27 protein-coding genes are annotated in these 25,108 nt (G+C 66.8%); 15 read left to right on the top strand and 12 right to left on the bottom strand.

Annotation, left to right across the window (positions count from 1 at the left end; translation table 11 throughout):
• Positions 1-50: 50 nt before the first annotated feature.
• The 3 genes from QNI11_RS21080 to QNI11_RS21070 form a co-directional block, all read right to left on the bottom strand.
• On the bottom strand, positions 51-935 hold the full coding sequence (locus QNI11_RS21080; protein WP_283981642.1) for an inositol monophosphatase: 885 nt from the start codon (positions 933-935) through the stop codon (positions 51-53).
• Between the two features lie 136 nt (positions 936-1,071).
• Positions 1,072-3,588 carry an ABC transporter permease gene (locus QNI11_RS21075; RefSeq protein WP_283981641.1) on the bottom strand — a complete coding sequence of 839 codons (2,517 nt, stop codon included), beginning with the start codon at positions 3,586-3,588 and terminating at the stop codon, positions 1,072-1,074.
• A complete protein-coding gene (locus QNI11_RS21070) occupies positions 3,585-4,280 on the bottom strand; it encodes an ABC transporter ATP-binding protein (protein ID WP_100928631.1) in 696 nt (231 codons plus the stop codon). Before QNI11_RS21070 ends, QNI11_RS21075 begins: the two co-directional genes overlap by 4 nt.
• Positions 4,281-4,295: 15 nt before the next feature.
• On the opposite strand from QNI11_RS21070, the gene QNI11_RS21065 reads away from it, so the two are divergent.
• Positions 4,296-4,973 carry an arylesterase gene (locus tag QNI11_RS21065; RefSeq protein WP_283981640.1) on the top strand — a complete coding sequence of 226 codons (678 nt, stop codon included), beginning with the start codon at positions 4,296-4,298 and terminating at the stop codon, positions 4,971-4,973.
• A gap of 15 nt (positions 4,974-4,988) precedes the next feature.
• Here the strand turns inward: QNI11_RS21065 and QNI11_RS21060 are convergent, their stop codons facing one another.
• The 6 genes from QNI11_RS21060 to fliL form a co-directional block, all read right to left on the bottom strand.
• A complete protein-coding gene (locus QNI11_RS21060; RefSeq protein WP_283981639.1) occupies positions 4,989-5,183 on the bottom strand; it encodes a hypothetical protein in 195 nt (64 codons plus the stop codon).
• Positions 5,184-5,275: 92 nt separating this feature from the next.
• Positions 5,276-6,424, bottom strand: coding sequence for a geranylgeranyl reductase family protein (locus QNI11_RS21055; protein WP_283981638.1), 1,149 nt, complete (start codon positions 6,422-6,424; stop codon positions 5,276-5,278).
• Positions 6,421-6,969: a L,D-transpeptidase gene (locus tag QNI11_RS21050; RefSeq protein WP_100928628.1), complete on the bottom strand. Its 549-nt coding sequence runs from the start codon at positions 6,967-6,969 to the stop codon at positions 6,421-6,423. Before QNI11_RS21050 ends, QNI11_RS21055 begins: the two co-directional genes overlap by 4 nt.
• Positions 6,970-7,103: 134 nt before the next feature.
• Positions 7,104-7,766 carry a MotE family protein gene (locus QNI11_RS21045; protein WP_283981637.1) on the bottom strand — a complete coding sequence of 221 codons (663 nt, stop codon included), beginning with the start codon at positions 7,764-7,766 and terminating at the stop codon, positions 7,104-7,106.
• A gap of 9 nt (positions 7,767-7,775) precedes the next feature.
• A complete protein-coding gene (locus QNI11_RS21040; protein WP_283981636.1) occupies positions 7,776-8,120 on the bottom strand; it encodes a DUF6468 domain-containing protein in 345 nt (114 codons plus the stop codon).
• 12 nt (positions 8,121-8,132) lie between these two features.
• Entirely contained in the window at positions 8,133-8,651 is a 519-nt protein-coding gene (fliL, locus tag QNI11_RS21035; RefSeq protein WP_283981635.1) for a flagellar basal body-associated protein FliL, read from the bottom strand.
• Between the two features lie 115 nt (positions 8,652-8,766).
• Here fliL and fliF point away from each other — a divergent pair, with 115 nt between their 5' ends.
• The 4 genes from fliF to fliP are packed head-to-tail and all read left to right on the top strand — an operon-like array spanning position 8,767 to position 12,009.
• Entirely contained in the window at positions 8,767-10,377 is a 1,611-nt protein-coding gene (fliF, locus tag QNI11_RS21030; protein ID WP_373418410.1) for a flagellar basal-body MS-ring/collar protein FliF, read from the top strand.
• Positions 10,374-10,988: an ABC transporter ATP-binding protein gene (locus QNI11_RS21025; RefSeq protein WP_283981634.1), complete on the top strand. Its 615-nt coding sequence runs from the start codon at positions 10,374-10,376 to the stop codon at positions 10,986-10,988. The genes fliF and QNI11_RS21025 overlap by 4 nt, the downstream gene beginning before the upstream one ends.
• Positions 10,981-11,268 (top strand): FliM/FliN family flagellar motor switch protein, encoded by a 288-nt coding sequence (locus QNI11_RS21020; RefSeq protein ID WP_100928622.1) that lies wholly within the window; start codon positions 10,981-10,983, stop codon positions 11,266-11,268. Before QNI11_RS21025 ends, QNI11_RS21020 begins: the two co-directional genes overlap by 8 nt.
• A gap of 3 nt (positions 11,269-11,271) precedes the next feature.
• Positions 11,272-12,009, top strand: coding sequence for a flagellar type III secretion system pore protein FliP (gene fliP, locus QNI11_RS21015; protein ID WP_283981633.1), 738 nt, complete (start codon positions 11,272-11,274; stop codon positions 12,007-12,009).
• A 131-nt stretch (positions 12,010-12,140) separates the two neighbouring features.
• Here the strand turns inward: fliP and QNI11_RS21010 are convergent, their stop codons facing one another.
• Both QNI11_RS21010 and QNI11_RS21005 read right to left on the bottom strand, forming a co-directional pair.
• Complete coding sequence (locus QNI11_RS21010; protein ID WP_283981632.1) at positions 12,141-13,076, bottom strand: rhodanese-related sulfurtransferase; 936 nt, start codon at positions 13,074-13,076, stop codon at positions 12,141-12,143.
• Between the two features lie 39 nt (positions 13,077-13,115).
• On the bottom strand, positions 13,116-14,333 hold the full coding sequence (locus tag QNI11_RS21005; protein WP_283981631.1) for an Hsp70 family protein: 1,218 nt from the start codon (positions 14,331-14,333) through the stop codon (positions 13,116-13,118).
• 110 nt (positions 14,334-14,443) lie between these two features.
• Between QNI11_RS21005 and pncA the strand changes: the two genes are divergently transcribed.
• From pncA to QNI11_RS20970, 7 genes are all read left to right on the top strand, one after another.
• Positions 14,444-15,037 carry a bifunctional nicotinamidase/pyrazinamidase gene (gene pncA / locus QNI11_RS21000; protein WP_283981630.1) on the top strand — a complete coding sequence of 198 codons (594 nt, stop codon included), beginning with the start codon at positions 14,444-14,446 and terminating at the stop codon, positions 15,035-15,037.
• A 104-nt stretch (positions 15,038-15,141) separates the two neighbouring features.
• Entirely contained in the window at positions 15,142-17,103 is a 1,962-nt protein-coding gene (locus QNI11_RS20995) for a response regulator (RefSeq protein WP_283981629.1), read from the top strand.
• Entirely contained in the window at positions 17,040-18,329 is a 1,290-nt protein-coding gene (pncB, locus tag QNI11_RS20990) for a nicotinate phosphoribosyltransferase (protein ID WP_283981628.1), read from the top strand. The genes QNI11_RS20995 and pncB overlap by 64 nt, the downstream gene beginning before the upstream one ends.
• Positions 18,330-18,501: 172 nt before the next feature.
• Positions 18,502-19,587, top strand: a complete 1,086-nt coding sequence (gene hisC / locus QNI11_RS20985; protein ID WP_283981627.1) for a histidinol-phosphate transaminase — start codon at positions 18,502-18,504, stop codon at positions 19,585-19,587.
• Positions 19,584-20,504 carry a prephenate/arogenate dehydrogenase family protein gene (locus QNI11_RS20980; RefSeq protein ID WP_283981626.1) on the top strand — a complete coding sequence of 307 codons (921 nt, stop codon included), beginning with the start codon at positions 19,584-19,586 and terminating at the stop codon, positions 20,502-20,504. The genes hisC and QNI11_RS20980 overlap by 4 nt, the downstream gene beginning before the upstream one ends.
• Complete coding sequence (locus QNI11_RS20975; protein WP_100928613.1) at positions 20,501-21,148, top strand: extensin family protein; 648 nt, start codon at positions 20,501-20,503, stop codon at positions 21,146-21,148. Before QNI11_RS20980 ends, QNI11_RS20975 begins: the two co-directional genes overlap by 4 nt.
• Before the next feature lie 565 nt (positions 21,149-21,713).
• Entirely contained in the window at positions 21,714-22,256 is a 543-nt protein-coding gene (locus QNI11_RS20970; protein WP_283981625.1) for a hypothetical protein, read from the top strand.
• 254 nt (positions 22,257-22,510) lie between these two features.
• Here the strand turns inward: QNI11_RS20970 and QNI11_RS20965 are convergent, their stop codons facing one another.
• Positions 22,511-23,071: a TlpA disulfide reductase family protein gene (locus QNI11_RS20965; RefSeq protein WP_283981624.1), complete on the bottom strand. Its 561-nt coding sequence runs from the start codon at positions 23,069-23,071 to the stop codon at positions 22,511-22,513.
• 21 nt (positions 23,072-23,092) lie between these two features.
• On the opposite strand from QNI11_RS20965, the gene argH reads away from it, so the two are divergent.
• Genes argH through QNI11_RS20950 form a run of 3 tightly spaced genes read left to right on the top strand, consistent with a single transcriptional unit; the run spans position 23,093 to position 24,944 of the window.
• The gene (gene argH, locus QNI11_RS20960; protein WP_283981623.1) at positions 23,093-24,484 is read left to right on the top strand and encodes an argininosuccinate lyase; all 1,392 of its coding nucleotides are present in this window, start codon (positions 23,093-23,095) and stop codon (positions 24,482-24,484) included.
• Positions 24,481-24,633, top strand: coding sequence for an argininosuccinate lyase (locus QNI11_RS20955; RefSeq protein ID WP_283981622.1), 153 nt, complete (start codon positions 24,481-24,483; stop codon positions 24,631-24,633). The genes argH and QNI11_RS20955 overlap by 4 nt, the downstream gene beginning before the upstream one ends.
• Positions 24,633-24,944 (top strand): DUF2834 domain-containing protein, encoded by a 312-nt coding sequence (locus QNI11_RS20950; RefSeq protein WP_100928608.1) that lies wholly within the window; start codon positions 24,633-24,635, stop codon positions 24,942-24,944. Before QNI11_RS20955 ends, QNI11_RS20950 begins: the two co-directional genes overlap by 1 nt.
• The last annotated feature ends 164 nt before the right edge of the window (positions 24,945-25,108 follow it).

Genomic DNA, 25,108 nt, shown 5'->3' with positions numbered 1-25,108 from the left:
AACAAGATGGGAACATTCACGGCTGCGTCATGGCCTATGGCCGAAGGGCGTTACGCCTCTGCGTCGCTCGCCGGATCCAGGAGGAAGTCGAACAGGTCCCGCACCCGGCCCCATGTCGCCGCATCGCTGGCCGCGAGGAAATAGCCAGTCTTCACGTCGGCGCGATACTCGGACCCGTCCAGCATCGCCACATGCGCGCCCGCCTGTTTCATGACGATGGCGCCCGGCGGCTGGTCCCATGCCGTCAGCTTCGAGAACAGGACGAAATCGGCATGCCCCTGCGCGATCATCCGCGCCTCGTGACAGGCGCAGCGCAGTGAATTCACCCGGGCAAAGCGGATCATCGCCGCGGCCATCTGACCACGCTTCTCCGCAGGGATCAGCGACAGGGGCACGAAGCCCACGAGGTCCTCGATGGCGCCCCCGTCAGAGGTCGACACTTCCCGCCGCAGGCCGCGCGGCATCTGCAGCACCGCCGGGTTTTCCGAATCGGCGAGGATGAAGTCGTTGACCACCGGATCGTACAGCAGGCCGAAGACGGGAACCCCGAAGCGCAGCGCCGACAGCATCACTCCGAAAAGCGGCAGGCCCTTGGCATAGTTCCAGGTCCCGTCCACCGGATCGATGGTAAAGCACAGCTCCGCGTCCTTGATCCGGTCAAGGATTTCCGGATGCTCGGAGGCGTATTCCTCCCCCACCACGAGCGCGTGCGGAAACATGCCCTGCAAGCCACGCGCGATCATCTCCTCGGCGGCCTTGTCGGCCTCCGTCACGAGGTCCTGCGCGCCCGTCTTCTCCGCCACCTGGTGGGCCGAGAGCCTGCGGAACCTGGGCATGATCTCCGTCCGGGCGGCCCGGCGGATCAGGTTGATGATCTGGGAACGCTGCGCCGGGGTGAACGGCGCGGTGATGGGCATCGGAAGCGTGTCGGTCATCTCAACATCTCTTTCTGCGGTCGCATTCAGACCTGCCAGCCCCCGTGCCCGGGTTCAAGTGCCGGAAGGGCGGAAGGCCTGCTTCATCTTGGCTAAAATACCTAAGGAGCGCTCCGGAAGAGCGGGGGCGACCCCTTCATTCGCTGGCCCGGAGCACCGCGGCGGGGCGCACCGACAGAGGGCGCCAGGCAAAGATCAGCCCGGCCACCAAGGTCGCCAGCACGCCGCCCGTCACCACTGCCAGCGCGTTCGGCCAGACCACGGCGAAATCCGCCTCCATCACGAAGGTCATGATCGCCCAGCCGCCCAGGATGCCCGCCGCCAGTGCCACAAGCCCCGCGGCCCCGCCCAGCAGCGCGGAGCGCAGGGCAAAGCTTTGGAGGATGCGCCTGCGCGATGCGCCCAGCGTCTTCAGCACGGCGCTTTCGTAGGTGCGCGCGGTCTCTCCCGCTGACGCCGCGCCGATCAGCACGAGGAAGCCGGTCAGCAAGGTCGCAGCGGCCCCCCATCGGATCGCCGCGCCGACGCTTTCCAGCAGTTCCGTCACCCGGGCGATGGCGTCGCGGATGCGGATGGCGGTGATGTTGGGATAGGCGTCGGCCACGTCGCGCAGGATCGCCGCCTCGGCCTCTTCCTCCGCGTAGACGGTGGAGATGAAGGTATGCGGCGCGGACTCCACCGCCGCAGGGTTCATCGTCAGGACAAAGCCGATCCCGGCGGTGGAAAAGTCGACCTCACGGAACGAAGTGATCGTAGCGTCGATGTCGCGGCCGAGGATGTTGATCGTGATGGCGTCGCCCAGGCTGAGGCCGATCTCCTCGGCCTCTTCGGCGGCAAAGCTGACCTGCGGCGGCCCGCTGTAATCCTCCGGCCACCATGTCCCGGCGGTGACCGTCGTGCGGGAGTCCGGCTGCGCGGCATAGGTGATGCCCCGGTCGCCGCGCACCACCCAGTGCCCGCCGGCCACTTCGCGCGCGGGGCGGCCGTTGATCCGCGTGATGACGCCGCGCATCATCGGCGCACTGTCGACGCGGCTGACCGCCGGATCGTTCTCCACCCGGTCGAGGAAGCCGGGCATCTGGTCCTTCTGGATGTCGACGAAGAAGTAGGACGGCGCACGGTCCGGCAGCTCCCGCTGGATCGCGGTGCGCAGGTTGCCGTCGATCTGTCCGATGGCGGCCAGCACCGCCAGCCCGAGGCCCAGCGACAGCACCACGGCCGATGCGCTTTCGCGCGGCCCGCCGATGCTGCCCAGGGCCCAACGCAGCGCGGGGCGGCCCCTTGCGGCGCGTGCGCTGCTGCGCGCGGCGGCGCGGATCAGCAGGGCGGCCCCGGACAGCAGGATCAGCGAGCCAAGGATGCCGCCCGCCGTCCAGAGCGTCAGTTCCGGACTGCCGGAGAATAGCGCCGCCGCCAGAACCAGAACTGCCAGCAGCACGCCCGTGGCGATCACGTAGCGGCGCGCCGGCAAGACGCGCGCACTGCCCAGGGCGTCGCGGAACAGGGTTGCGGCACGCACCTCCTCGGCCCGGGCCAGCGGCCAGAGCGTGAAGAGCGCGGCGGTCAGAACGCCATAGAGGGCGGCCTCAAGCAGCGGGGCGGGGTAGAGGGTGAACACAGTGGGGATCGGCAGCGCGTTCTGGATGATCGGCGCGAACAGCAGCGGCACCGCGGCCCCCAGCACGAGGCCCATGGCGATGCCCAGCAGGGACAGCGCGCCGATCTGGAGGAAATAGGTCAGGAAGATCGTCTGCCGGGTCGCGCCCAGCGTTCTCAGCGTCGCGATGACCGATGTCTTCTGCGCAAGGTAGGCCCGCACGGCTGCAGAGACGCCGATGCCCCCAACCGCCAGACCGGACAACCCGACCAGCACGAGGAACCGCCCCAGCCGGTCGATGAAGCGGGACACGCCCGGTGCGCCGGTCCGCGCATCGCGCCAGCGCATGCCGTTTTCCTCGAATCGTCCCAGCGCGTCGGCGGCGACCGTATCGAGGTCGGCCTCGTCGGGCAGATCGAGCCGGTACTCGGTTTCATAAAGGGACCCCGGCGCCAGCAATCCGCTGCCGTCGAGGTCGCTTGTCGCGACGATTGTCCGGGGTCCGAGGCCAAAGCCGTCGCCCGCGTCGTCCGGTTCGGTCACGATGGTGGCGCGCAGGGTGAATTCGCCGTCGCCCAGCCGGAAGGTGTCACCGGGCCTCAGCCCCAGCCGGTCGGCCAGAACCCGTGCCATGATGCCGCCGCGGTCGTCCAGCGCCGCGTCGACCGGCATGGCGGGCTCCAGCACCAGTTCGCCCAGCAGGGGATAGGCGTCGTCCACGGACTTCACCTGCGTCAGGGCCCGGTCGGTGTCGTCCTCGCGCGGCACCGTGGCCATGGAGCGGAAGTCCGTCACCTCCGACACGCGGTCGGCAACGCTGTCCATCCACGCCAGTTCCTCGTCGGTGGCGAAGCGGTAGGTCAGCTTTACCTGTGCGTCGCCGCCCAGAAGGATCGCCCCCTGGTCGGTCAGCCCGGCCTCGATGGCGGATCGGACGGAGCCGACGCCAGAGATTGCGGCCACACCCAGCGCGAGGCAGGCCAGAAAGATCCGGAAGCCCGACAATCCTCCGCGCAGTTCCCGCCGGGCAAAGCGGGCGGCCGTGCGCAGGCTCATTCGGCTGCCCTCGCCGCCTGTTCAGGGTCGATGCGTCCGTCGCGCAGGTGGATCGTGCGGTCGCAGAGCGCGGCAAGCTCGGGCGCGTGGGTGACAAGCACCAGTGTCGCCCCGTGTTCGCGCGACAGGCCGAACAGCAGGTCGGTGATCGCCTGCCCGTTCGCGCCGTCGAGATTGCCGGTGGGTTCGTCCGCCAGCAGGATGCGCGGCTCCGGCGCCAATGCGCGGGCCAGGGCCACCCGCTGCTGCTCGCCGCCCGACATCTGCGCCGGGTAGTGATCGGCGCGGTGGCCGAGACCGACCTTGTCGAGCATCTCGGCCGCCTTGTCGAAGGCCGCGCGGTTACCGGCCAGCTCCAGCGGCGTCGCCACGTTCTCGAGCGCGGTCATGGTGGGGATCAGGTGGAAGCGCTGGAAGACCACGCCGAGGTTGCCTTGCCGGAAACGTGCAAGCTGATCCTCGTCCATCGCCGTCAGGTCCTGTCCCAGCGCCGTTACGGTACCGGCGGTCGCCTTCTCCAGCCCGCCCATGATCATCAGCAGGGAGGACTTGCCCGATCCGGACGGCCCCACGAGGCCGAGCGTCTCGCCCTCCGGTATGTCGAGCGTGATGCCGTGCAGGATTTCGACCATCCCGGCATTGCCCCTGAGGCTCAGGGTGACATCTTGGAGGGAGAGGACGGGTGATGACATAAGGAGCGCTCCACGATGTTTCCGAAATTGACATATGGTGTGCTGTGCGGGTGCAGCAAGGTTGCGGCCCTTGCGCTATGGGCCGGAACGCAGCCTGTTGCAGCCTCCGCAGAGACGATTCACCTGCTCGCTTTGGGGGACAGCCTGACGCAGGGGTATGGCCTGATGGAAGAGGAGGGGTTTGTCCCGCAACTGCGCGACTGGCTGACGGAGAACGGCCATGACGTGCGTGTGGTCAACGGTGGCGTGTCCGGCGACACCTCTGCCGGGGGGCTGTCGCGGGTGGAATGGTCCCTGACGCCCGAGATCGAGGGCATGATCGTGACCTTCGGCGGCAATGACCTCCTGCGCGGCATCGACCCCGCGGTGACTCGCGCGAATGTGAAGGGAATCCTTGAGGTCGCCGAGGAAAACGATGTCGAAGTTCTGCTGATCGGCATGCAGGCGCCGGGCAATTACGGGGCGACCTACAAGTTGGATTTCGACGCTCTCTACCCCGAACTGGCGGAGGAATACGGGACGCTTTACCTCGACAGTTTCTTTGCCGGGCTGATGGAGGACGGTGAGGTGCCGGAGGACCGGTCCGCGGTCATGCAGGCGGACGGCATTCATCCCAACGCGGATGGGGTGAAGCGGATCGTCGACGTGGTTGGGCCGAAAGTTGAGGAGTTGATCGCGCGGATCGGGTCGTGAATCTGTGCCGAGCCGTCAATAGAACTGCGAGTCGAAGTCATCGTCTTCGTCGTTCAGGATGACCGTGGAGAGCAGCAGCATTGCCGCGATCGCCGAAGATACGACATGCACCGACATCGCCGTGAACAAGGTCATGTCGGTCAGCGCGAACGCCAATGCGGCGAACACTGCGCTGAACAGACTTCCTGCGATGAGTGCAACTACTGCCATGGTATCTCCGCTTTCGCTCGAGTTAGACCTCAAGACGTTAATAAGTTCCTAAAACACTTGGGCGTTTTGGTGGCGAGGGCAAATTTTTTCTTTCAGCCGCCGCGGAGCGCACGCCACGCGAAGCCGGGCATGCGCAGGGCCATCGCGCGCATGATCTCTCCGTACTCCGTCTCGCCCGCAAGCAGCCTCAGGTATTCTCCCCTTAGGCTGCGCGACCGGCGGAAGCCGGAGATGAAGGCGGGCCTCAGACGCTCCCGGAACATGAGTTGACGCAGGATGCGGGCCTGGCGCAGTCCGGCGTGGATCGGTCGCAGGGCGTGACGGTAGTGCCGCAGCGCCTGGTCCGGCTGCCCTGCCGACAAAGTATGAACCGCGGCCAGCGCGGCCAGTTCGCCACTGTTCAGGGCGTGGGCGATGCCTTCGCCGGTGATCGGGTCGACCAGGCCCGCGGCATCGCCGGCCAGCAGGATGCGGCCCGCACCCGGTGTGCTGCGGAAGGCGCCGAACGGCAGGAACTGCCCCTTCACCGGCAGGTCCTCGTCTACGCCGAGCGTGTCAAGATAGCCTTGCAGCGCCGCCTTCATGTCCGCGTTGCGCGCCATGACGCCGCCGACGCCGATGGTGGTGCCGCCCGCCTTGGGAAACTGCCAGCCATAGCCCCAGTCTGCCGCCCCGAAGTCGATGCGCAAAGGCACCTCTGACGCGTCGCCGGGTTGTTCGATCTCCAGCGCGAAGCCGATGCGCTCCCGGTCGAAGGCCTCTCCGAACAACAGCCTGGCGGTGGGGCTGTTGACGCCGTCCGCGGCGACGATCAGCGGCGCAGAAAGCCGGCCACCCGGCAGGTCGATGGCTGGTTCCTTGGGATCCAGCGTCCCGGTCTGCCCGGTGAAGTCCTGCGCCCCGGCGGACAGCGCATCGGCCACGAGTGCCGCATCGAAGTCGCGCCGCATGATCAGGTGGATCGGGGGGGCTTCCTCACCGCCGCCGAGATCCTCGCCGAACGCGAAGAAGCGAAAGCGGTCGCGGCGGGTGAGGGGGATGTCCGGCAGCGGACGGTCGAAGATGCGGGCGTAGTGGCCCACGGCCCGGCCGGTCAGGCCGCCGCCGCACAGCTTGTTCCTCGGAAACCGCTTCTTGTCGACCAGCGCGACCGCAAGACCGGCCTTCGCGGCGGTTCTCGCACAAGCGGCGCCGGCTGGGCCGGCGCCGATCACGATCAGGTCGAATTTTCCGGTGGTCAAAGAACGGTGACTTTGGCGCCGACATTCACGCGCGGATAGAGGTCCATCACGTGCTCGTTGATCATCCGGACGCAGCCGTTGGAGACCGAACGACCGATGGACTCCGGCGCGGTGGTGCCGTGGATGGCGTTGTAGGTGTAGCGGCCGTCCCGGTAGAGGTAGAGCGCACGCGCGCCCAGCGGATTGCCCGGACCGCCCGGCTGGACGTAGTCGTTGCCCTTGAACTTGCCGTAGCTGCCCGGATCGCGTTCGATCATCGCATCGGTCGGACGCCAGGTCGGCCATTCCTTCTTGGAGCCGACGTAGAACTCGCCGGAAATCGCCTGACCCGCCTTGCCGAAGCCCACGCCGTAGCGCATCGCCGCGCCGGGCTGGTCGATGTAGTACAGGAAGTGCGCGGCCGGCAGGATCAGGATCTGCCCCGGTGCGAGATCCTTGCGGATGCTGACACGCTGCGGACGCAGGGTCGGATCGAGCTGGAACGCGAGCGCGGGGGTTGCAACGGTCGCCGCAACGGCGGCGACAAAGGAACGGCGGGTGATCATGGCGGTACTCACTTTTCGGGAGACCTGATTGATGTGGCCAAAAGGCTGAGGAAAATCAATCCCGAGTCCGGGAAGGCAGCGGTCACTTGGCCGTGCGTCAGGGGCGAACTGTGGCGCGGCGGCCACAGCTTCGGTCACTCGTTCGGGACATCCGCGTTCCGCCCGGCCAGGATGACGCTGATCAGATAGGCGGCCTCCGGCTCCATCCCCGCCATGATGGCAGCAGCCGAATCGGGCCGCATGCGCGACAGGAACCCGGCGGCGAACTGCGGGTCCATCTGCTGGAAGAGTGCGGCGGCCTGCTTCGGCTTCATCTTGGCGTAGACATCGGTGAGCTGGGTCAGGTCGTCCTCTGCCGCGGTCCGCGCGAGGGTCAGGGTTTCCCGCAGCCGGTTTTCCGCCTCCACCAGCGCTGTCATCCTGCGATCGATCTCCTGCTCCGCGACAGAGAGGGCCTGCATCCGCACGTCGATCGCCTCTTCGCGTTTGCGGACCCGATCCTCCCGCGCCTTGAGGGCATTGATCAGCGGCAGGATGTCGGAGTCGGCCATGGGCTGGGCGGCTTCTGCGCTTTGCCGGGTGTTGGCAGCCACCTGTTCGCCGTGCGCGGGTTCCGCCTGATGTTGCGCGGCCTCGCTGCCCTCTTCACGGGCGAGGGCCTCTGTGGCACCGGCGCCGACACGCACAAGGGCCGAGGCGAGGAGCAGCGCGCCGATGGCCGCGAGCGCGCCCTTCTGCTTGCGGCGCGGGCGCTTGACCTTGACCGGTGCGGGTTTTGCGTTGGTATCCTTGGACATGGTGGACCCTCAGTTGCGCGGATGGCGGACAAAGACCGGTTCCGCCGACTCCTTGGGCGGCGCGCTTTTCTGCGGCAGGTCGTGCATCGACGCCACCAGCAGTTCCAGCCGTCGGGCCACGTCTTCGGCACGTTCCGTCAGTTCCTGAAGGGAGCGGGAAGATTCTCCGGCGCTTCCGCGCGCGGCATCCAGCGTCTTCGTGAGGTCGTCGACCTGCGCGGACAGCACGGCCACGGCCCCGCCGACGCCGTTTTCGAGATCGGTGAACTTCGTCAGGCGGCGGGCAAGGATGAAACAGTAGAACCCCGCGCCAAGCGCCCCGGCCACCAACAGGATGTCGGCAATCATATCCATATTCTCAATCCTTCAATTCAGCACGAATTCGAGGACAAGCAGGTCGCGGATCCTGTCCTCTCCGGCGACGAGCCGCACCCGGCGGAGCATCTGTCCCCTGAGCCGGACAAGTGCGCCGGGCGCCTCGATATCGCGCGCCTCAAGCGCACGGAGATAGCTGTTCAGCACGTCCTGCACACGGGGCAGGATCGCCTCCACATCGGCGGCATATTGCTGTGGCACCTCGAGCGACGCGCGGAACCGCAGGTGCTGGGAATGGCCGCCGGGACCGAGCGACACCATGACCTGCGGCACCTCGATGAACGACACGTTGGGCAATGCGCTTGTTTCGACGTGTTCCTGCTGATCTGCATGGGCGTCGGTCGCCGAGCTTTCGGCATGGGCATCGGACCCGCCGCCGAGCAGACCGGACTGCACGGCAAAGAAGCCGCCGCCTGCCCCGGCGAGGGCAAGCACGACCCCGATGATCATCGGCAGCTTGGACGGCTTTTTCTTCTCTTGGCCGTCCTCGTCGACGGTGGCGTCAGACATGCCCAACCTCTTTTCCGCTTCGCTGCGGTTATAGGCTGAAAGGGGCTAACTGATTGTTAAGTCGAATGGGTCAAAACTCGGCGCAACCGAACAGAAGGTTTGGACGGAGGCCAGGTTGAACCAGATTATGAACAGTTGGGGTGCCCTTGGAGGGCGCCAGCGCATGGTGGTCCTCGGGGCGACGTTGGCGATGGTTCTGGCGGTGTGGGGGCTGGCCCGGCTGGCCTCGGCGCCCAGCTATTCGCTGCTGTATGCCGGGCTTGAGAACGGTGCGGCGGGCGATGTCGTGAAGGCGCTGGAGGGCCGTGGCGTGCAGTACGACATCCGCGGCGGCGCGATCTTCGTCCCCGATTCGGACCGCGATGCGCTCCGCCTGACGCTGGCGAGCGAGGGGCTTCCGGCGAACAGCGGGCAGGGCTACGAACTGCTCGACGGGCTGTCCGGCTTCGGCACCACCAGCCAGATGTTCGATGCCGCCTACTGGCGCGCGAAGGAGGGGGAGCTGGCGCGAACCATCGTTTCGAACCCGCAGATCGCCTCCGCCCGGGTGCATATCGCCAACAGCTCTGCCAATCCGTTCCAGCGCGACGTGACGCCCACGGCCTCGATCTCCGTCACCACCACGGGAGGCACGCTGTCGGCCCAGCAGGCACGGGCGCTGAAGTACCTCGTCGCCTCCGCTGTCCCGGGGCTGGAGCCCGAAGGCGTGGCGGTGATCGACGGAAAGGGCGGCCTGATCGGGGCAGAGGCAGAGCATGGCGCCGGGCCCACGGCGGACGACAAGGCCGCCATGCTGCGCGACCGCGTGCAACGGCTGATGGAGGCGCGCGTCGGCATAGGCAACGCCGTGGTGGAGGTCAGCGTCGATACCGTGACCGAAAGCGAACTGATCCGCTCGCGCAGCTTCGATCCGGAGGGGCGGGTCGTGATCTCCACCGATACGGAGGAAAGCACAGACCGGTCTGAAAACCAGGGCGGCGGCAATGTGACCGTGGCCTCTAACCTGCCGGACGGCAACGCGGGCGGCGGCGACACCTCGTCATCGCAGAAGGCCGAAACGCGGGAACGGGTGAACTTCGAGGTGTCGGAGACGACGCGCGAAATCACCCGTGTGCCCGGTGCGATCAAGCGGCTGACCGTCGCGGTGCTCGTCAACGGCACCTACACGGAGGACGGCAATGGCGGACAGACCTTCGAGCCCCTGCCGGAGGAGGAGTTGCAGGCGCTGCGCGACCTCGTGGCCTCTGCCGTCGGCTACGACGAGGAACGCGGCGATCAGATCACGCTGAAGTCCCTGTCGTTCGAACGCCCCGAAGGTCTGGGCACCGGGCCCCTTGAACCCGGCCTGTTCACCGGCGTGATCGACACGATGCGTCTGATCCAGATGGGTGTGCTGGCGCTGGTCGCGCTCGTCCTCGGACTGTTCGTCGTCCGCCCCGTGCTGGCACGCGGTACCGAAGGCGGTATGGCCGGCGCCCTTCCCGCGCCGGGCGCCAGTGACACCGGCCCCGCCCTCGACGGCGAGATCGAACCGCTCGGCGGTTTCGGCGACCTGCCGGTCATGGGCGATGGACCCGACTTCAGCGGCCTCGGCATGATGGATTTCGACGCCTCGCCGGACGAGGACCCGGTCGACCGCCTCCGCAACCTCATCCAGGAGCGCAAGACCGAAACGGTCGAGATCCTGCGCAGCTGGCTTGAAGAGGACAAGGAGCGCGCAAGTTGATCGCCCTGCAGGAATTGCTGGAGGACTTCGGCTCCCGCACCGGGCAGGCCGGGATGACGGGCCCGGTCGAACCGCAGGTCAGCGAAGCCGAACTGGCGGGCCAGAAGCTCGAGTCCTTCGAAAAGGGGTATCGGGCCGGCTGGGACGACGCGGTCAAGGCCCATACGGAGGACCGCGACAGGATCTCAAGCACTTTCGGGCAGCACCTGCAGGACCTGTCTTTCACCTACAACGAAGCCTACGGGCACATGATCGCCGAACTGACACCTCTGCTGGAAGAGATGGTCACAGCGCTCCTGCCGCAGATCGCGAAGGCGACGCTGGGGCGGCACATCTCCGAAACCCTTGGCCGCATGGCTTCTGAAATCGGCATGGCAGAGGTCGAGATCGCCGTGGCCCCTGAAAAGGTCGCCGCGGTCGAGCCGCTCTTGGCAGAGGACTTCAACTTCCCGGTGCGGGTCGTGGCGGACGACACGCTGGGCGAGGAACAGGCCGACATCCGCTTCGGCCAGCATGAACGGCAGATCGACCTGGGCGACCTCATCTCATCGGTCGCGGAGGCGGTGCAGGGCTTCGCCCACGACAAGCAAAGGAAACTGAGCCATGGATAACGCCCAGACATCCGGACGGGAGGGCGGGGCCACGCCCTTCACCTCCGTGCCGATCGAAATCACCGTGTCCGTCGGCAAGGCGCGCCCGCTGGTGCGGGAGCTCTTGCAGCTGAACGAAGGTTCGGTGCTTGCGCTGGACAAGCAACTGGACGATCCGGTCGAGCTTTACGTCGGCGAAAAGCTGATCGGCATCGGTGTGCTGGAGGTGGTCGAGGGGGACGGACAGGGCCAGCTCGCCGTCCGGCTGACCGAGGTGGTCGACCTGCAAACCCCGGCCTGATCCATGTGGACCCGCACGGCCAGAACGGCCCTGATCGCGGTGGCGGCGCTGGTTGCGCTGACCCTGCCCGCGGCGGCACAGGACATCTCCATCGACCTCGGCGGCGGATCGGTCACCGCGACCTCCGTGCAGTTGATCCTGCTGATCACGCTCCTCAGCCTCGCGCCGGGGATCGCTGTCATGGTGACCTGTTTTCCTTTCATGGTGACCGTGCTCGCGATCCTGCGGCAGGCGGTCGGGCTGCAGCAGTCGCCGCCCAACATGCTGATCGTCAGCCTCGCGCTCTTCCTCACCTATTTCGTGATGGAGCCGGTCTTTACCGAGGCGTGGGATACGGGCGTGCAGCCGCTGATCGACGAGCAGATCGGGGTGGAAGAGGCCGCGGTCCGAACCCTCGCGCCGTTCCGCACGTTCATGGCCGGGCGGACGGACCCGGACACCTACCGCGCCATGGCCGACCTGCGCCCGGATGCGCGGGAGACTTCGCTGGCGCCTGGGGCGCCGCTCTCCGTCCTCGTGCCCAGCTTCATGCTCTCCGAAGTGGCCCGCGCCTTCCAGGTCGGGTTCCTGATCTTCCTGCCGTTCCTGATCATCGACCTCGTGGTGGCGGCCGTGCTGATGTCGATGGGCATGATGATGGTGCCGCCCGCCATCGTGTCGTTGCCGTTCAAGCTCGCCTTCTTCGTCGTGGCCGACGGGTGGAGCCTTTTGGCGGGCAGCCTCGTGCGCGGGTATTTCTGACCCCGTTTAATCGTCACAGGTCCGGTCGGGCGGGTGCGCCCGCTTGTAGGGTGGGGCTTTGCGCCACCCTCGCTCCGCAGCCGTCAGCGCCACCGCCAATGCAAAGCGTAAGACAGTGCCGCGCTACGCCGTCAGGACAGGCCTTCGTACGGGTGGTCGTCCTCGTCGGCGTGCAGGTGCCGCTCGCCGCGCGACCGGGCGAGGGCGATCTGCTTCTGCCGCTCGCGAAACCGGGCCTTGTCCTCGGCAGAGGTCTCCTCCACGCACAGGTGACAGGAAACGCCATGTTCGTAATCCGGCCGCGCGCGGTCCTCGGGCAGGATCGGGCGGCGGCAGGCGTGGCACAGCACGTGCGGCCCTTCCTTCAGCCCGTGTTCCACCGACACCCGCCCGTCGAAGACGAAGCAGGCCCCGTCCCATGTGCTCTCCTCGGTCGGCACCTCTTCGAGGTACTTCAGGATGCCGCCCTTCAGGTGGTAGACGTCCTCCACCCCCTGTCCCAGCAGGAAGTTCGTCGACTTCTCGCAGCGGATGCCGCCGGTGCAGAACATGGCGATCCGCTTATTGTGGAAGCGGTCCTTGTTCTTTTCCCACCATTCCGGGAACTCCCGGAAGGTTGCGGTTTCAGGGTCCACCGCCCCTTCGAAGGTGCCGATGGCGATTTCGTAGTCGTTGCGCGTGTCGATCACCGCCACGTCGGGCGACCGGATGAGGTCGTTCCAGTCCGCGGGCTCGACGTAATGGCCCACCCGGGCCTTCGGATCGACATCCGGCTGGCCCATGGTGACGATCTCTTTCTTCAGCCGCACCTTCATGCGGGCGAAGGGCCGTTCCTCGGCGGTCGACAGCTTCCATTCCAGATCGGCACAGCCGGGCAGGGCGCGGATATGGGCCAGCACGGCGTCGATACCGGCGCGCGGTCCGGCGACCGTGCCGTTGATCCCCTCGCGTGCCAGCAGCAGCGTGCCGGTCACATGCCCGGCGCGGCAGAGGTCCAGCAGCGGCCCGCGCAGCGCGGCGGGGTCGTCGAAGCGGGTGAAGTGGTACAGGGCGCAGACGGTAAACATGGGCTTCAGGTACGTCCCGGGCGGGTTTCAGGCAATCGGCTAATCTGCCGCAATGGCAAGTCCGTGGACCACGGCGGTAAAGACCTCCGTATCCACGGGTTCGGCGTCGGGCAGGGCGCGCGCCATCGCGCTACGCACCGCGCCCAGGAGGCTGGAGCCGCCGACAAAGACCACCTTGTCCACCGAGGCCGTCGCCACACCCGCCTCCGACAGCGTCAGCAGCGCCTGCGCCGAGATCTGCTCGGCGAACTCCGCCAGCGTGCGGTTCATCGCGTCCTGCAACAGCGTCACGCTCAGCCCGCGCTCCACCTCGCGCAGGTCGATGCGGCCCTCGGGTGCGGCGTTGGCCGCGATCTTGCCCGCCTCGACGGCATAGGCGACATCGTGGCCCAGGTGGCTTTCCAGAACCTCGGCCAGACGCTCGAACGGTTTGGGATCGGGGGCGAGGCGGACCCATTTCTGCACTTCGCGAAGCAGAGCGGCGTCGTACACGAAGGGGATCTTCTCCCACGAGGCCAGATCGTGGAACAATGCCTTGGGCGCCGCGTGGGTGCGGGAGCCGAGCTCCGCCCCGATCGCCGCCTCGTAGCCGAAAAGCGGCATGGCGTAGGCGAGGTTCAGCGCCTTGTCGAAATCGGTGCCGCCCAGCCGGATGCCGGTGGAGGCGATCACCTGCATGTTGCCGCCTTTGCGGTCGCACAGCGTGAAGTCCGAGGTGCCGCCGCCGATGTCTACGATCAGCAAACGGCCTTCGGCATCCGCGGCCAGCGCCGCCGCTTCCGGTTCGGGCAGGAAGTCCACCGCCTTGAAACCGGCCATCCGGTAAGCCTCTGTCAGGTCCTCGAGGGCAGCTGCGTTGCGCTCTTCGGAGGCGGAGTGGAACCGCACTGGGCGCCCCGACATCGCGGTGTCGAAGGTCAGGCCGGTGTGGGCTTCGGCCCGGGCGCGGATTTCCGTCAGGAAGCGGGCGATGACCTCGATCAGGGTGATGCGTTCGTTCAGCAGGCGGCGGGGTTCCCGGGCCAGCGGGGTGCCGAGGATCGACTTCAGCGCGCGCATGAAACGGCCCTCTGCCCCTTCGCGCATCGCCCGCGCGGCGGCAGTGCCGTAGGTGTAGCGGCGTTCCGCGAAATCGACGAAGACGGCGGTGGGCAGCGTCTGTGCGCCCTGCTCCAGCGGGATCACGTAAGGCTTGCCCCCGGCCATCGTGCCGGCGGCGGTGTTCGACGTACCGAAGTCCAGTCCGAGCCGGGCCATGAGAATCCTCCGCGTTGAAAGGCGTGCGGCATAGCGTCCTCCGCCGGGCATGGCAATTCCCAGATGTGCGCCCTAGGGTGGATTCCGGCAGCCAGAAGGAGAGACAGGCCATGCACGCGCTGATCGTGATCGACGTCCAGAACGATTTCTGCCCCGGCGGTGCGCTTGCGGTCGCGCAGGGCGACGAGATCGTCCAGCCGATCAACGCCCTCATGGCGGACTTCGACGCGGTTGTCCTGACGCAGGACTGGCATCCGGCGGGGCATTCCTCTTTCGCCTCCACGCACGAGGGCAAGGCGCCGTTCGAGATGATCGATATGCCTTACGGGCCGCAGGTGCTTTGGCCGGATCACTGTATCCAGGCCTCGCCGGGCGCGAACTTCCACATGGAGCTGGAAACGGACCGCGCGGACCTGATCATCCGCAAGGGTTTCCGGTCGGCAATCGACAGCTACTCCGCCTTCTTCGAAAACGACCACACCACGCCCACCGGGCTTGAGGGCTACCTGCGCACCCGCGGGATCGACAGGCTGACCATGGTGGGGCTGGCCACCGACTTCTGCGTGAACTTCTCGGCGGTGGATGCCGTGAAACTGGGCTTTTCGGTCACGGTGCGCGAAGACCTTTGCCGTGCCATCGACCTTGACGGTTCGCTGAAGGCCGCGCGTGAGGGTATGATGCAGGCGGGCGTGGTGCTGGCATAGCCGTCTGGCGCGTGGCGAAACGCCCTTAAACTGTGACTTTGCTCTTGGGTTGGCACAATGTTCATGAGTTCGAAATAGCTTCGCCGCGAAAGTGAGATCACCCGATGCCAGAGGCCGCAAAGGTCACGTCTGCCGCCAGGGCCCAGTTCGAAGCACGCTACGGCGAGGCGACGCTTCTCATGCGCTACGCCCGGGCGCGGGGCAGGCAGTTCTTCCTGCGGCAGGTGCCCACCGTGATCGGGACCGTTGCGGTCTGGTACATCGTTTCGCCGATCGCCGCGCTTTACTGTTTCTTCATCACCATCGCGGGGGAGGCGCTGGACACGCTGGTCCTGCGGCGGACACTGTCCCGGTTGCAGGCCGGGGGATCGGTGCCGCTTGAACGGCGCCTGACGGCAATTTCTGCCGGGGTGCAGTCGGCCACCATCGCCTCCTGCGTGCTGCTGCTTCTGGCCTATGCGCCGAACGATGAGGCGGCGCTGATCGCCCTGTGCTTCCTGATGGCCGCGGCGGTGAACGCCGGTTACGTCATGACGCATCATCCGCTCGCAAGCTGGGTGAAGCTGGGGGTGCTGTCGCTCTGCATTCCGATCTACCTCACGATGGACACGCTGACCGCGGGCGGCTTTGGCCTGGCCCAGCTCATCCACCTGCTCGAGGTGATGATGCTGTCCTACCTGACTTATGCCTTCGTGGCGTTCGCGGTGCGCAGCTGGCGGCGGCGGCTGAACAACGAGTACATGCTGATGGAAAGCGCCGCGCGGCAGGACGCCACCAACGCCGAGCTGATGACCGCCCAGCGGCAGGCGGAGCAGGCGGCACAGGCCAAGAGCGCCTTCCTCGCCACCATGAGTCACGAAATCCGCACGCCCCTGAACGCCGTGATCGGGATGAGCGACCTGCTGGCGGCCAACGACCTCGATCCGGAAAGCGCGGAGTACGTGCGCACCATTCGCGGCGCGTCCACGTCGCTCTTGCAGATCATCAATGACGTTCTGGATTTCTCGCGGCTCGACGCCGACCAGATGGCCTTCGAATCGCTGCCCTTCGTGCCGTCCGACAGCATCGCCGCGGCGGCGCGCCTGCTGACGCCGCTGGCGTCGGAAAAGGGGTTGTCCATCGTCCTGGCGGACGACGGATCGCTGCCGCTGCGGGCCAGCGCCGACGAAGGGCGGCTGCGGCAGATCCTCGTGAACCTGATCGGCAACGCCATAAAGTTCACTGCCGCGGGCGAGGTCCGGGTGACGGCCCGGGCGGAGCCGGACGGCGACGGCTGGCGGCTGACCGTGTTGGTCAGCGACACCGGCATCGGCGTGCCGGCCGACCGGGCGGAGGCGATCTTCGAGGTGTTCCAGCAGGCGGATGCGGCCACGACGCGGCGCTACGGCGGCACCGGACTGGGTCTGCCGATCAGCCGCGCGCTGGCACAACGGCTGGGCGGCGACCTGCGTCTGTTGCCGAAGACAGGCGGCACCGGTGCCACCTTCGAGCTGACCGTGCATCTGGAGCGGGCGGCGGCGGAAACGCCTTCGGTCGCGGCCGGTCTTCATCCCGTCCCGCAGGGCATCACGCGGCCGCTGGTGGTGCTTCTGGCCGACGACAACGAAACCAACCGGATGCTGGTGGAGCAGTTCCTCAAGAAGCAGCCGGTGACCCTTCACGAGGCTTCGAACGGGCGGGAAGCGGTGGAGATTGCCCGGCGGATCCATCCCGACGTGATCCTGATGGACATGGCCATGCCCGAACTCGACGGGCTAGAGGCCAGCCGCCGCATCCGAAGCACTGACATGCCGCAGCCGCTTATCCTTGCGCTGACCGCCAACGCCTTTGCCTCGGACAGGGCGGCCTGCGAGGCGGCGGGCATGAACGACTTCCTGACGAAACCGATCCGCAAGGCGGTTCTGATCGCGGCCCTGGCGGATGCCGCCCGGCGGGAGAAACCCCGTTCACAACCCGACGCCGATGCCATATCACGGCAGGGTGAGACGGGAGGGTCGGAAGCTTGGACATCGCCACAAGAGTCTGGAACCACAAGTGGAAAATCGATCCGATCGTCAGGTCGCTGATCGACACGGACTTCTACAAGCTGCTGATGTGCCAGTCGGTGTTTCGCAACCGGCCGGACACGCATGTCACCTTCAGCCTGATCAACCGGACGAAGGATGTGCCCCTTGCGCGGTTGATCGACGAGGGGGAACTGCGCGAACAGCTTGACCACATCCGCTCGCTCTCGCTGACGCGCGGCGAAAGCACATGGCTGCGCGGCAACACCTTCTACGGCAAGCGGCAGATGTTCCGGTCCGACTTCATGGAGTGGTTCGAGAACCTGAAACTGCCGCCTTATCACCTTGAGCGGGTGGGCGATCAGTACGAGCTGACCTTCGAAGGACAATGGCCAGAAGTCATGCTGTGGGAGATCCCTGCGCTGGCGGTGTTGATGGAACTGCGCGGCCGCGCGGTGCTGCACGACATGGGCCGGTTCGAACTGCAGGTCCTCTATGCCCGGGCGATGACGAAGCTCTGGCAGAAGGTGGAGCGGCTGCGCGAGGTGCCCGGCATCCGCATCGCCGATTTCGGCACGCGGCGGCGGCACAGCTTCCTATGGCAGGACTGGTGTGTGCAGGCGATGCTGGAGGGGCTGGGGTCGAACTTCACCGGGACGTCCAACTGCCTGATCGCCAAGAACCGCGACCTAGAGGCGATCGGCACGAACGCTCACGAACTGCCGATGGTCTACGCGGCGCTGGCGAAGGACGACACGGAACTGGCGCAGGCGCCCTACGATGTGCTTGCGGACTGGCATGAGGAGCACGAGGGCAACCTGCGGATCATCCTGCCCGACACCTACGGCACCGAGGGCTTCCTGAAGCGCGCGCCGGACTGGCTGGCGGGCTGGACCGGCATCCGCATCGACAGCGGCGATCCGGCGACCGGCGCCGAGGTGGCGATCCGCTGGTGGAAGGAACGCGGCGAGGACCCGCGCGACAAGCTGGTGATCTTCTCTGACGGGCTGGACGAGGACCGGATCATCGAGCTGTACCGGCAGTTCAACGGCCGGGTCCGGGTGTCCTTCGGCTGGGGCACTCTGCTGACCAACGACTTCCGCGGACTGGCGCCGGGCGACCGTCTGGCGCCGTTCAGCCTTGTCTGCAAGGCCGTGTCGGCGGAGGGCAATCCGACGGTGAAACTGTCGGACAACCCGAAGAAGGCGATGGGCCCGGCAGACGAGATCGCCCGCTACAAGCGCGTCTTCGGCGTGGGCCAGCAGGAGGCCATGGACGTCGTGGTGTGACCGGACGGGGCCGGCGCTGTTTGCCTGACGGCAAAGGCGCCCCGCCCACCGTCCCGTCAGGCCGCGCGGGGTCAGAACCTGTGCGCCCATGTCACGCTGGTCAGCCTTGCTGAACAAACACTTTTCTTGACCGGTCGACGCGGGTAAGGCTGCCGCGGCGAAGGAGAGCACCATGGCAACGATAGATCCGCAGCCCGGTATCATGGACATTGCGCTGTACGAAGGCGGCAAGGCGAAGGTGGACGGTATCACCAACGTCGTCAAACTCAGCTCTAACGAGAACCCGTTTGGCCCCAGCCCGGCGGTTCAGGACGCGGTGGTGCGCTCCGTGCATGAGCTGCATCGTTACCCTTCGACCGACCATGCCTCTCTCCGGACCGCCATCGGCGAGGTGCACGGCGTCGATCCGGAGCGGGTGATCTGCGGCGTGGGTTCTGACGAGATCATCCACTTCCTGTGCCAGGCCTATGCCGGGCCGGGAACCGAGGTGCTGCACACCGTGCACGGCTTCGGCATGTACCGCATCAGCGCGCTGGCCGCCGGTGCGACCCCCATCGAGGTGCCGGAGCGCGACCGCGTGACCGACGTGGACGCCATCCTTGGCGGCTGCACCGACCGCACGCGGCTGGTGTTCATCGCCAACCCCAACAACCCGACCGGCACGATGATCGGCCTGGCCGAGATCGAGCGTCTGGCCGAGGGCCTGCCCGAACAGTGCCTTCTGGTTCTCGACGGCGCCTACGCCGATTACGTCGAAGGCTATGACGGTGGCGCGCGGCTGGTGGAGCAGCGCGAGAACGTGGTGATGACGCGGACCTTCTCGAAGCTCTACGGGCTGGGCGGGATGCGGGTCGGCTGGGGCTATGGGCCGAAGGCCGTGATCGACGTGCTGAACCGGGTGCGCGGGCCGTTCAACCTGTCCAACACCGCGCTGGCCGCGGCCGAGGCCGCCGTGCGCGACACCGCATGGGCCGAGAAGTGCCGCAACGACAACACCCGCCTGCGGATGATCCTGTCGGAGGCGCTGGCGGAGCATGGCGTGCCGTCCGACACCTCGACGGCGAACTTCGTGCTCGCGCGCTTTGCCGACAAGGAGGAGGCCGACGCCTGCGATCTCTACCTGCAATCGCAGGGGCTGATCGTGCGCAAGGTCGGGGGCTACAAGCTGCCGAACTGCCTGCGCATCACCGTCGGCGACGAACCTTCGGTGCGGCGCGTCGCCTTCTGCATCGGTCAGTTCAAGGCCGGCGCGCGATGAGCGAGCACTACGGGAAGGTCGCGCTGATCGGCCTGGGGCTGATTGCAAGCTCCATGGCCTGGGCGATGAAACGGGCGGGCATGACGACGGAGATCCGGGGCTATGCCCGCTCTGCCGAAACGCGGGAGACAGCGCGGCGCTTGGGGTTCTGCAATGTCGTGTGTGACAGCGCCGAGGAGGCCGTTGCGGATGCCGACCTGATCGTGCTGGCGACGCCGGTGGGTGTCATGGGCCATGTGGCAGAGGCCATCGCCCCCCATCTGAAACCCGGGGCGACCGTGACGGACGTGGGATCGGTGAAGCGGACCGTGATCGCGGAAGTCTCTCCGCATCTGCCCGACAGCGTGCACTTCGTCCCCGGCCACCCCATGGCCGGGACGGAGCATTCGGGGCCGGACGCGGGCTTTGCCAGCCTGTTCGACAACCGCTGGTGCCTGATCGTTCCTGTGGAAACGGCGCGGGAAGACGCGGTTGCGCGGCTGGAGCGGTATTGGCAGGCGCTGGGCGCCAACACCGAACGCATGGACCCGGAGCACCATGACCTCGTCTGTGCCGTGGTCAGCCACATCCCGCACCTGATCGCCTACACGATGGTGGGCGTTGCCGACGACCTGAGCCGCGTGTCGGACCAGGAAGTGATCAAGTTTTCCGCCGCCGGTTTCCGGGATTTCACGCGGATCGCGGCCTCTGACCCGACGATGTGGCGGGACGTGTTCCTGACCAACAAGGGGGCGACGCTGGAGATCCTCGGGCGCTTTACCGAGGAGCTCTTTGCGTTGCAGCGGGCGATCCGGACGGGCGACGGTGAGCAGCTTCACGCCTATTTCACCCGCACCCGGGCCATTCGGCGTGGCATTCTGCAGGCGGGTCAGGATACTGATAAACCAGACTTTGGCCGGATCGAGGTGAAGCGTTGAAGCGCATCGTTGTTCTGTTCGTACTGCTTGGGCTCGCCGGATGCGGCGGTGGCCGGGTCGATCGCGGACTGGACAAGGCGGCAGGCGCGGCGCGGGTGGCCTTCGCCGCCATCGGGATCGAGGGCGACATGGTCTGCGGCGACCCGGCCCTGATCGGCGAGAAGATCGGCCCGGTCTCTGGCAACGGCGCCTGCGGGATCGAAGATGCGGTCCTGTTGCGCGGGGTCGACGGCGTTGCCCTCAGCACCCCGGCGACGATCCAGTGCTCGACCGCCAAGGCCTTGAAGACATGGGTGAACTCCGGCGCGCGGAAGGCCGTGGGCAAGCGCGGCGGCGGTGTGGCAGAGCTGAAGGTCGCGGCCTCCTATGCCTGCCGGACCCGCAATCACCAGCGCGGCGCGAAGCTGTCGGAGCATTCCAAGGGCAATGCCATCGACATCGCCGCGGTGCTGCTGAAGGACGGCAGCGAGATCTCCGTTCTGCACCACTGGGGCCATGGCAAGGACGGCGCGATGCTGGAGAAGATGCACTCTGCCGCCTGCGGTCCGTTCGGCACGGTGCTGGGTCCGAGGTCCGACCGTTTCCACCGGGACCACTTCCATTTCGACGTTGCGGGCTACCGCAGCGGGCCTTATTGCAAGTAAACCGTTGCTGACCGGACGGCCGGGTTAACCCGCCGCGCGTTGTGGTTGACGGAGCGGACGTTGCCCGGATGCGGTGTCCTCATCTGTGCTCCGGCCCGAAGGTTAACCGATCTTCATGTTCGATGAACGCGCATTAAGGTGCGAACCGGCCGGTTGGACCCCGATTCCCGGCCGGTTGTTAACTTCTTCGTCCGGGCAGACGCGCCAGGAAGGATGACGTTGCGTCAGAATTGGTAAACACGCCGAAGACGTCCGCGAAATGAGGCAAGGCTTGCCACATTCTGCCTTATTTGACCGGCGCGATTCGAAGCCCGTGTCCGGCAGGTGCTTGTTCGCACAACCATCGCCTGTTGTCCCCACAACGAAGGGCGATGCAAAAGGGTAGATGGGTCTCTTTTGAGAGGTCATTGCAGGGCGAACCGGAAACGGTGCCGTGTTGTCGTAGGCAATTGTTCCGGCTCGGTTTCCAATCGGTCGATTGTGACTAATGGCAGTTGCAGGCCGCCCCGATTTCGCCCAGATTTATTCTGTCGGTGGGGGCCGGCTGACCACGGAGCTGCATCTCATGCGCGCACTGACGCTCGTCCTCGCCCTGTTCTTCACGGCAAACACGGTGCACGCGGATATCGCGTGGCAGGTCGACCGCTTCGGCCCCGGGTCGGTCATGGTGATGAAGGACCGCAGCGGCGCGATAACCCATGTCGCCCGTGGCACCGAAGGCAACCTCCACGTGTTCGACGTTTATGACGGCACCGGCGGCTCCGCGGATTTCGTCGGGCGCTACAAGACCACGGCGCGCGGCGACGTGGTGGAGACCGTGGCGTTCGACGGCGCCGTGACCCGCTTTGTCCCGAACCGCTGCAACCGCACCGAGGGCACCTGCCGCTTTACCATGATCCACCCCGACGGCTTTGCCGAGCCGCGCACCCGTGTCACCCGGGCCACCCGCGCGGGCCTGCGTTACCGGGAGTTCGGGCTGGACGGGCTGATGGCGGAAGGCGCGCTGGAGCTGGACGGGAACGGCGCGGCGAAAGCCGGCTGGACCACGGATGCGCCGAACGAGGAGCGCAGGCTGCGCGTGCGGCGGGTGCTGGTCGCGCTGAAATAATCCGAAGTTACTCTCTCTCTCTCTCTCTTTATGAAACACCTGCGCCCCGTCCGGACCTCCGGGCGGGGTTTTCGATTGCGGGGAGGGTGTCGGGGGTGTCCGGTGATCCGAAGGTCGCGCTGCGCGCGGCTGGATAAGCCGCCGCCCTGTCGGGCAGCGGCCGTTTTTAGGTATTTGGACCAAGATGAAGGAAGGGGTCGGCGCCGAGGGTGTCGGCTGTTCGGGCGGTGACTGGGTTGCTGACTGGGCCGCGCTCAGCCTGCGCCGCCCATGAGGGCCGCAAGAAGGGACTTTGCGTCCTCGCCGGACCAGTCGGCGTCGCCGGTGAGGCGGGCGACCTCCTGTCCGTCGGGGTTCAGGACGACCGTGACCGGCAGGCCGAGGACGCCCATCTGGCGGGCCAGCATGGATTGCGGGTCGCGGTGCAGCGGCAGGTTTGTGACGCCGATTTCCTCGAAGAAACCCTCGATCTTGGCGGGGGGATTGCGGGAGGTGGCGATGGTCACGACCTCGAAGGTGTCGCCGCCGAGCTCGGACTGGAGTTGGCTCAGCATCGGCATCTCGTGCCGGCAGGGGGCGCACCAGGTGGCCCAGAAGTTCACCAGCACCCATTTGCCCTGCCAGTCGGAGAGGTTCAGGGGCGCTTCGTCGAAGGTCATGAAGTCGACGGTGCCCGCCTCCTTCGGGCTGTCGTGGAAGACCATCTTCTTCATGTCGCCGGTGGCGGCGGCCTTCGCGGCGTCGACGTCGGCCAGCGACGGATTTGCCAGCGCCGTGAGGGCGGTATAGAGAGCCGCGAGAGCGAAACGTTTCATAGATCCTCCGAAAGGCATGTCATGACGGACAAGACCTCGAACCAGATGTGGGGCGGCCGCTTTGCCGCCGGGCCGGATGCCATCATGGAGGCGATCAACGCCTCCATCGGGTTCGACCAGCGGCTCGCGGCGCAGGATGTCGCCGGTTCGAGGGCCCATGCCGCCATGTTGGCCGCGCAGGGCATCATAAGTGATAGCGACGCGGAGGCGATCCGGGAAGGATTGCTCACGGTTTTGTCAGAGATCGAGTCCGGCCGCTTCGTGTTTTCCACCGCGCTGGAGGACATCCACATGAACGTGGAGGCGCGGCTGAAGGAGATCGTGGGCGAACCGGCGGGGCGGCTGCACACGGCGCGTTCGCGCAACGACCAGGTGGCGGTGGATTTCCGGCTGTGGGTGCGCGATCAGCTGGATGCGGCGGAGAGCGGGCTGCTGGCGCTGATGCGGGCGCTGGTGGGCCAGGCGGAGGCCGGGGCGGATTGGGTCATGCCGGGGTTCACGCACCTGCAGACGGCGCAGCCGGTGACCTGGGGGCATCACATGATGGCCTATGTCGAGATGTTCGGGCGGGACCTGGGACGGGTGCGCGATGCGCGGGCGCGGATGAACGAGTCGCCGCTGGGGGCCGCGGCGCTGGCGGGGACGGGTTTCCCCATCGACCGGCACGCGACGGCAGAGGCGCTGGGGTTCGACCGGCCGATGGCCAATTCGCTGGACGCGGTGAGCGCGCGGGATTTCGCGCTGGAGTTCCTGTCGGTGGCGTCGATCTCGGCCATGCACCTCTCGCGCTTTGCCGAGGAGCTGGTGATCTGGTCGTCGGCGCAGTTCCGGTTTGTCACGCTGTCGGACCGCTTTTCGACCGGGTCGTCGATCATGCCGCAGAAGAAGAACCCCGATGCGGCGGAGCTGATCCGTGCGAAGATCGGGCGGATCTTCGGGGCGAACGTGGCGCTGATGATGGTGATGAAGGGGCTGCCCTTGGCCTATTCCAAGGACATGCAGGAGGACAAGGAGCAGGTCTTCGACGCCGCCGACAACTGGATGCTGGCGCTGGCGGCGATGGAGGGCATGGTGCGCGACATGAGCGCGAATGTCCCGGCGCTGGAGACGGCGGCGGCGAGCGGGTTCTCGACCGCGACGGACCTGGCCGACTGGCTGGTGCGGGAGACCGGGCTGCCGTTCCGCGAGGCGCATCACGTCACCGGCGCGCTGGTGGCCAAGGCCGAGGCGCAGGGCTGCGACCTGCCGGACCTCTCGCTGGAGGAGATGCAGGCGGTGCATGGCAAGATCGACGCATCCGTGTACGATGTGCTGGGCGTGCACAATTCGGTCCGGTCGCGGATGAGCTACGGCGGGACCGCGCCGGAGCAGGTGCGCGCGCAGGTGGCGGCATGGAAGGAGCGTTTGGCATGAAGTTTCGCGTGATGCTGGTGGTGGCGCTGGTGGCGCTTGCGGGCTGCGGCGCCGACGGCGACCCGATCCCGCCGGAGAAGGATGAACCGACGGGGCCGGGGGTGAGTTTCAAGGTCAACGGCAAGGTCGAGATGGGGATCACCGGCTGATGCTGCGCGTGCTCTGGCTGGTGCTGGCGGTCTGGGGCGCGGTGCATCCGATGTACTGGTTCGTCAGTTTCCTTGCCGCCAACGGCTGGGACCTGGGCGCGATGATCGACGCATGGTACGTGAACGATTCGACGCGCGGCCTGACCTGGGACCTGACGATCGCGGCGGTGGTGCTGACCGTCTGGGTGCTGGCGGAGGTGTCCGTGCGGCGCAACTGGGAGGCGCTGCTGGCGATCCCGGCGACCTTCCTGATCGGGGTGAGCTGCGGTTTTCCGCTGTACCTGTGGTTCCGGTCGCGGCCCGTGGCCTGAGGCATGAGGGGCGCGCTGGAGCGCGCGCCCGATATCTCGTCGGCGGCCTGCGGCCTTCTCCTCGGGTTGCCTCCGGCGGAGGTATTTCTGCCAAGCTGAAGGGGGGCGCCGGGACCGGTCCTTGCCTTGGCGGCATGTGGGGGCTGGTTCCTGCCCGCGGGCTG

The sequence above is a fragment of the Sagittula sp. MA-2 genome (genome assembly GCF_030126985.1).
Taxonomy (GTDB): domain Bacteria; phylum Pseudomonadota; class Alphaproteobacteria; order Rhodobacterales; family Rhodobacteraceae; genus Sagittula.
Note: the sequence above shows the minus strand (reverse complement) of the source record. Positions and strands in the feature narration are given on the sequence as shown.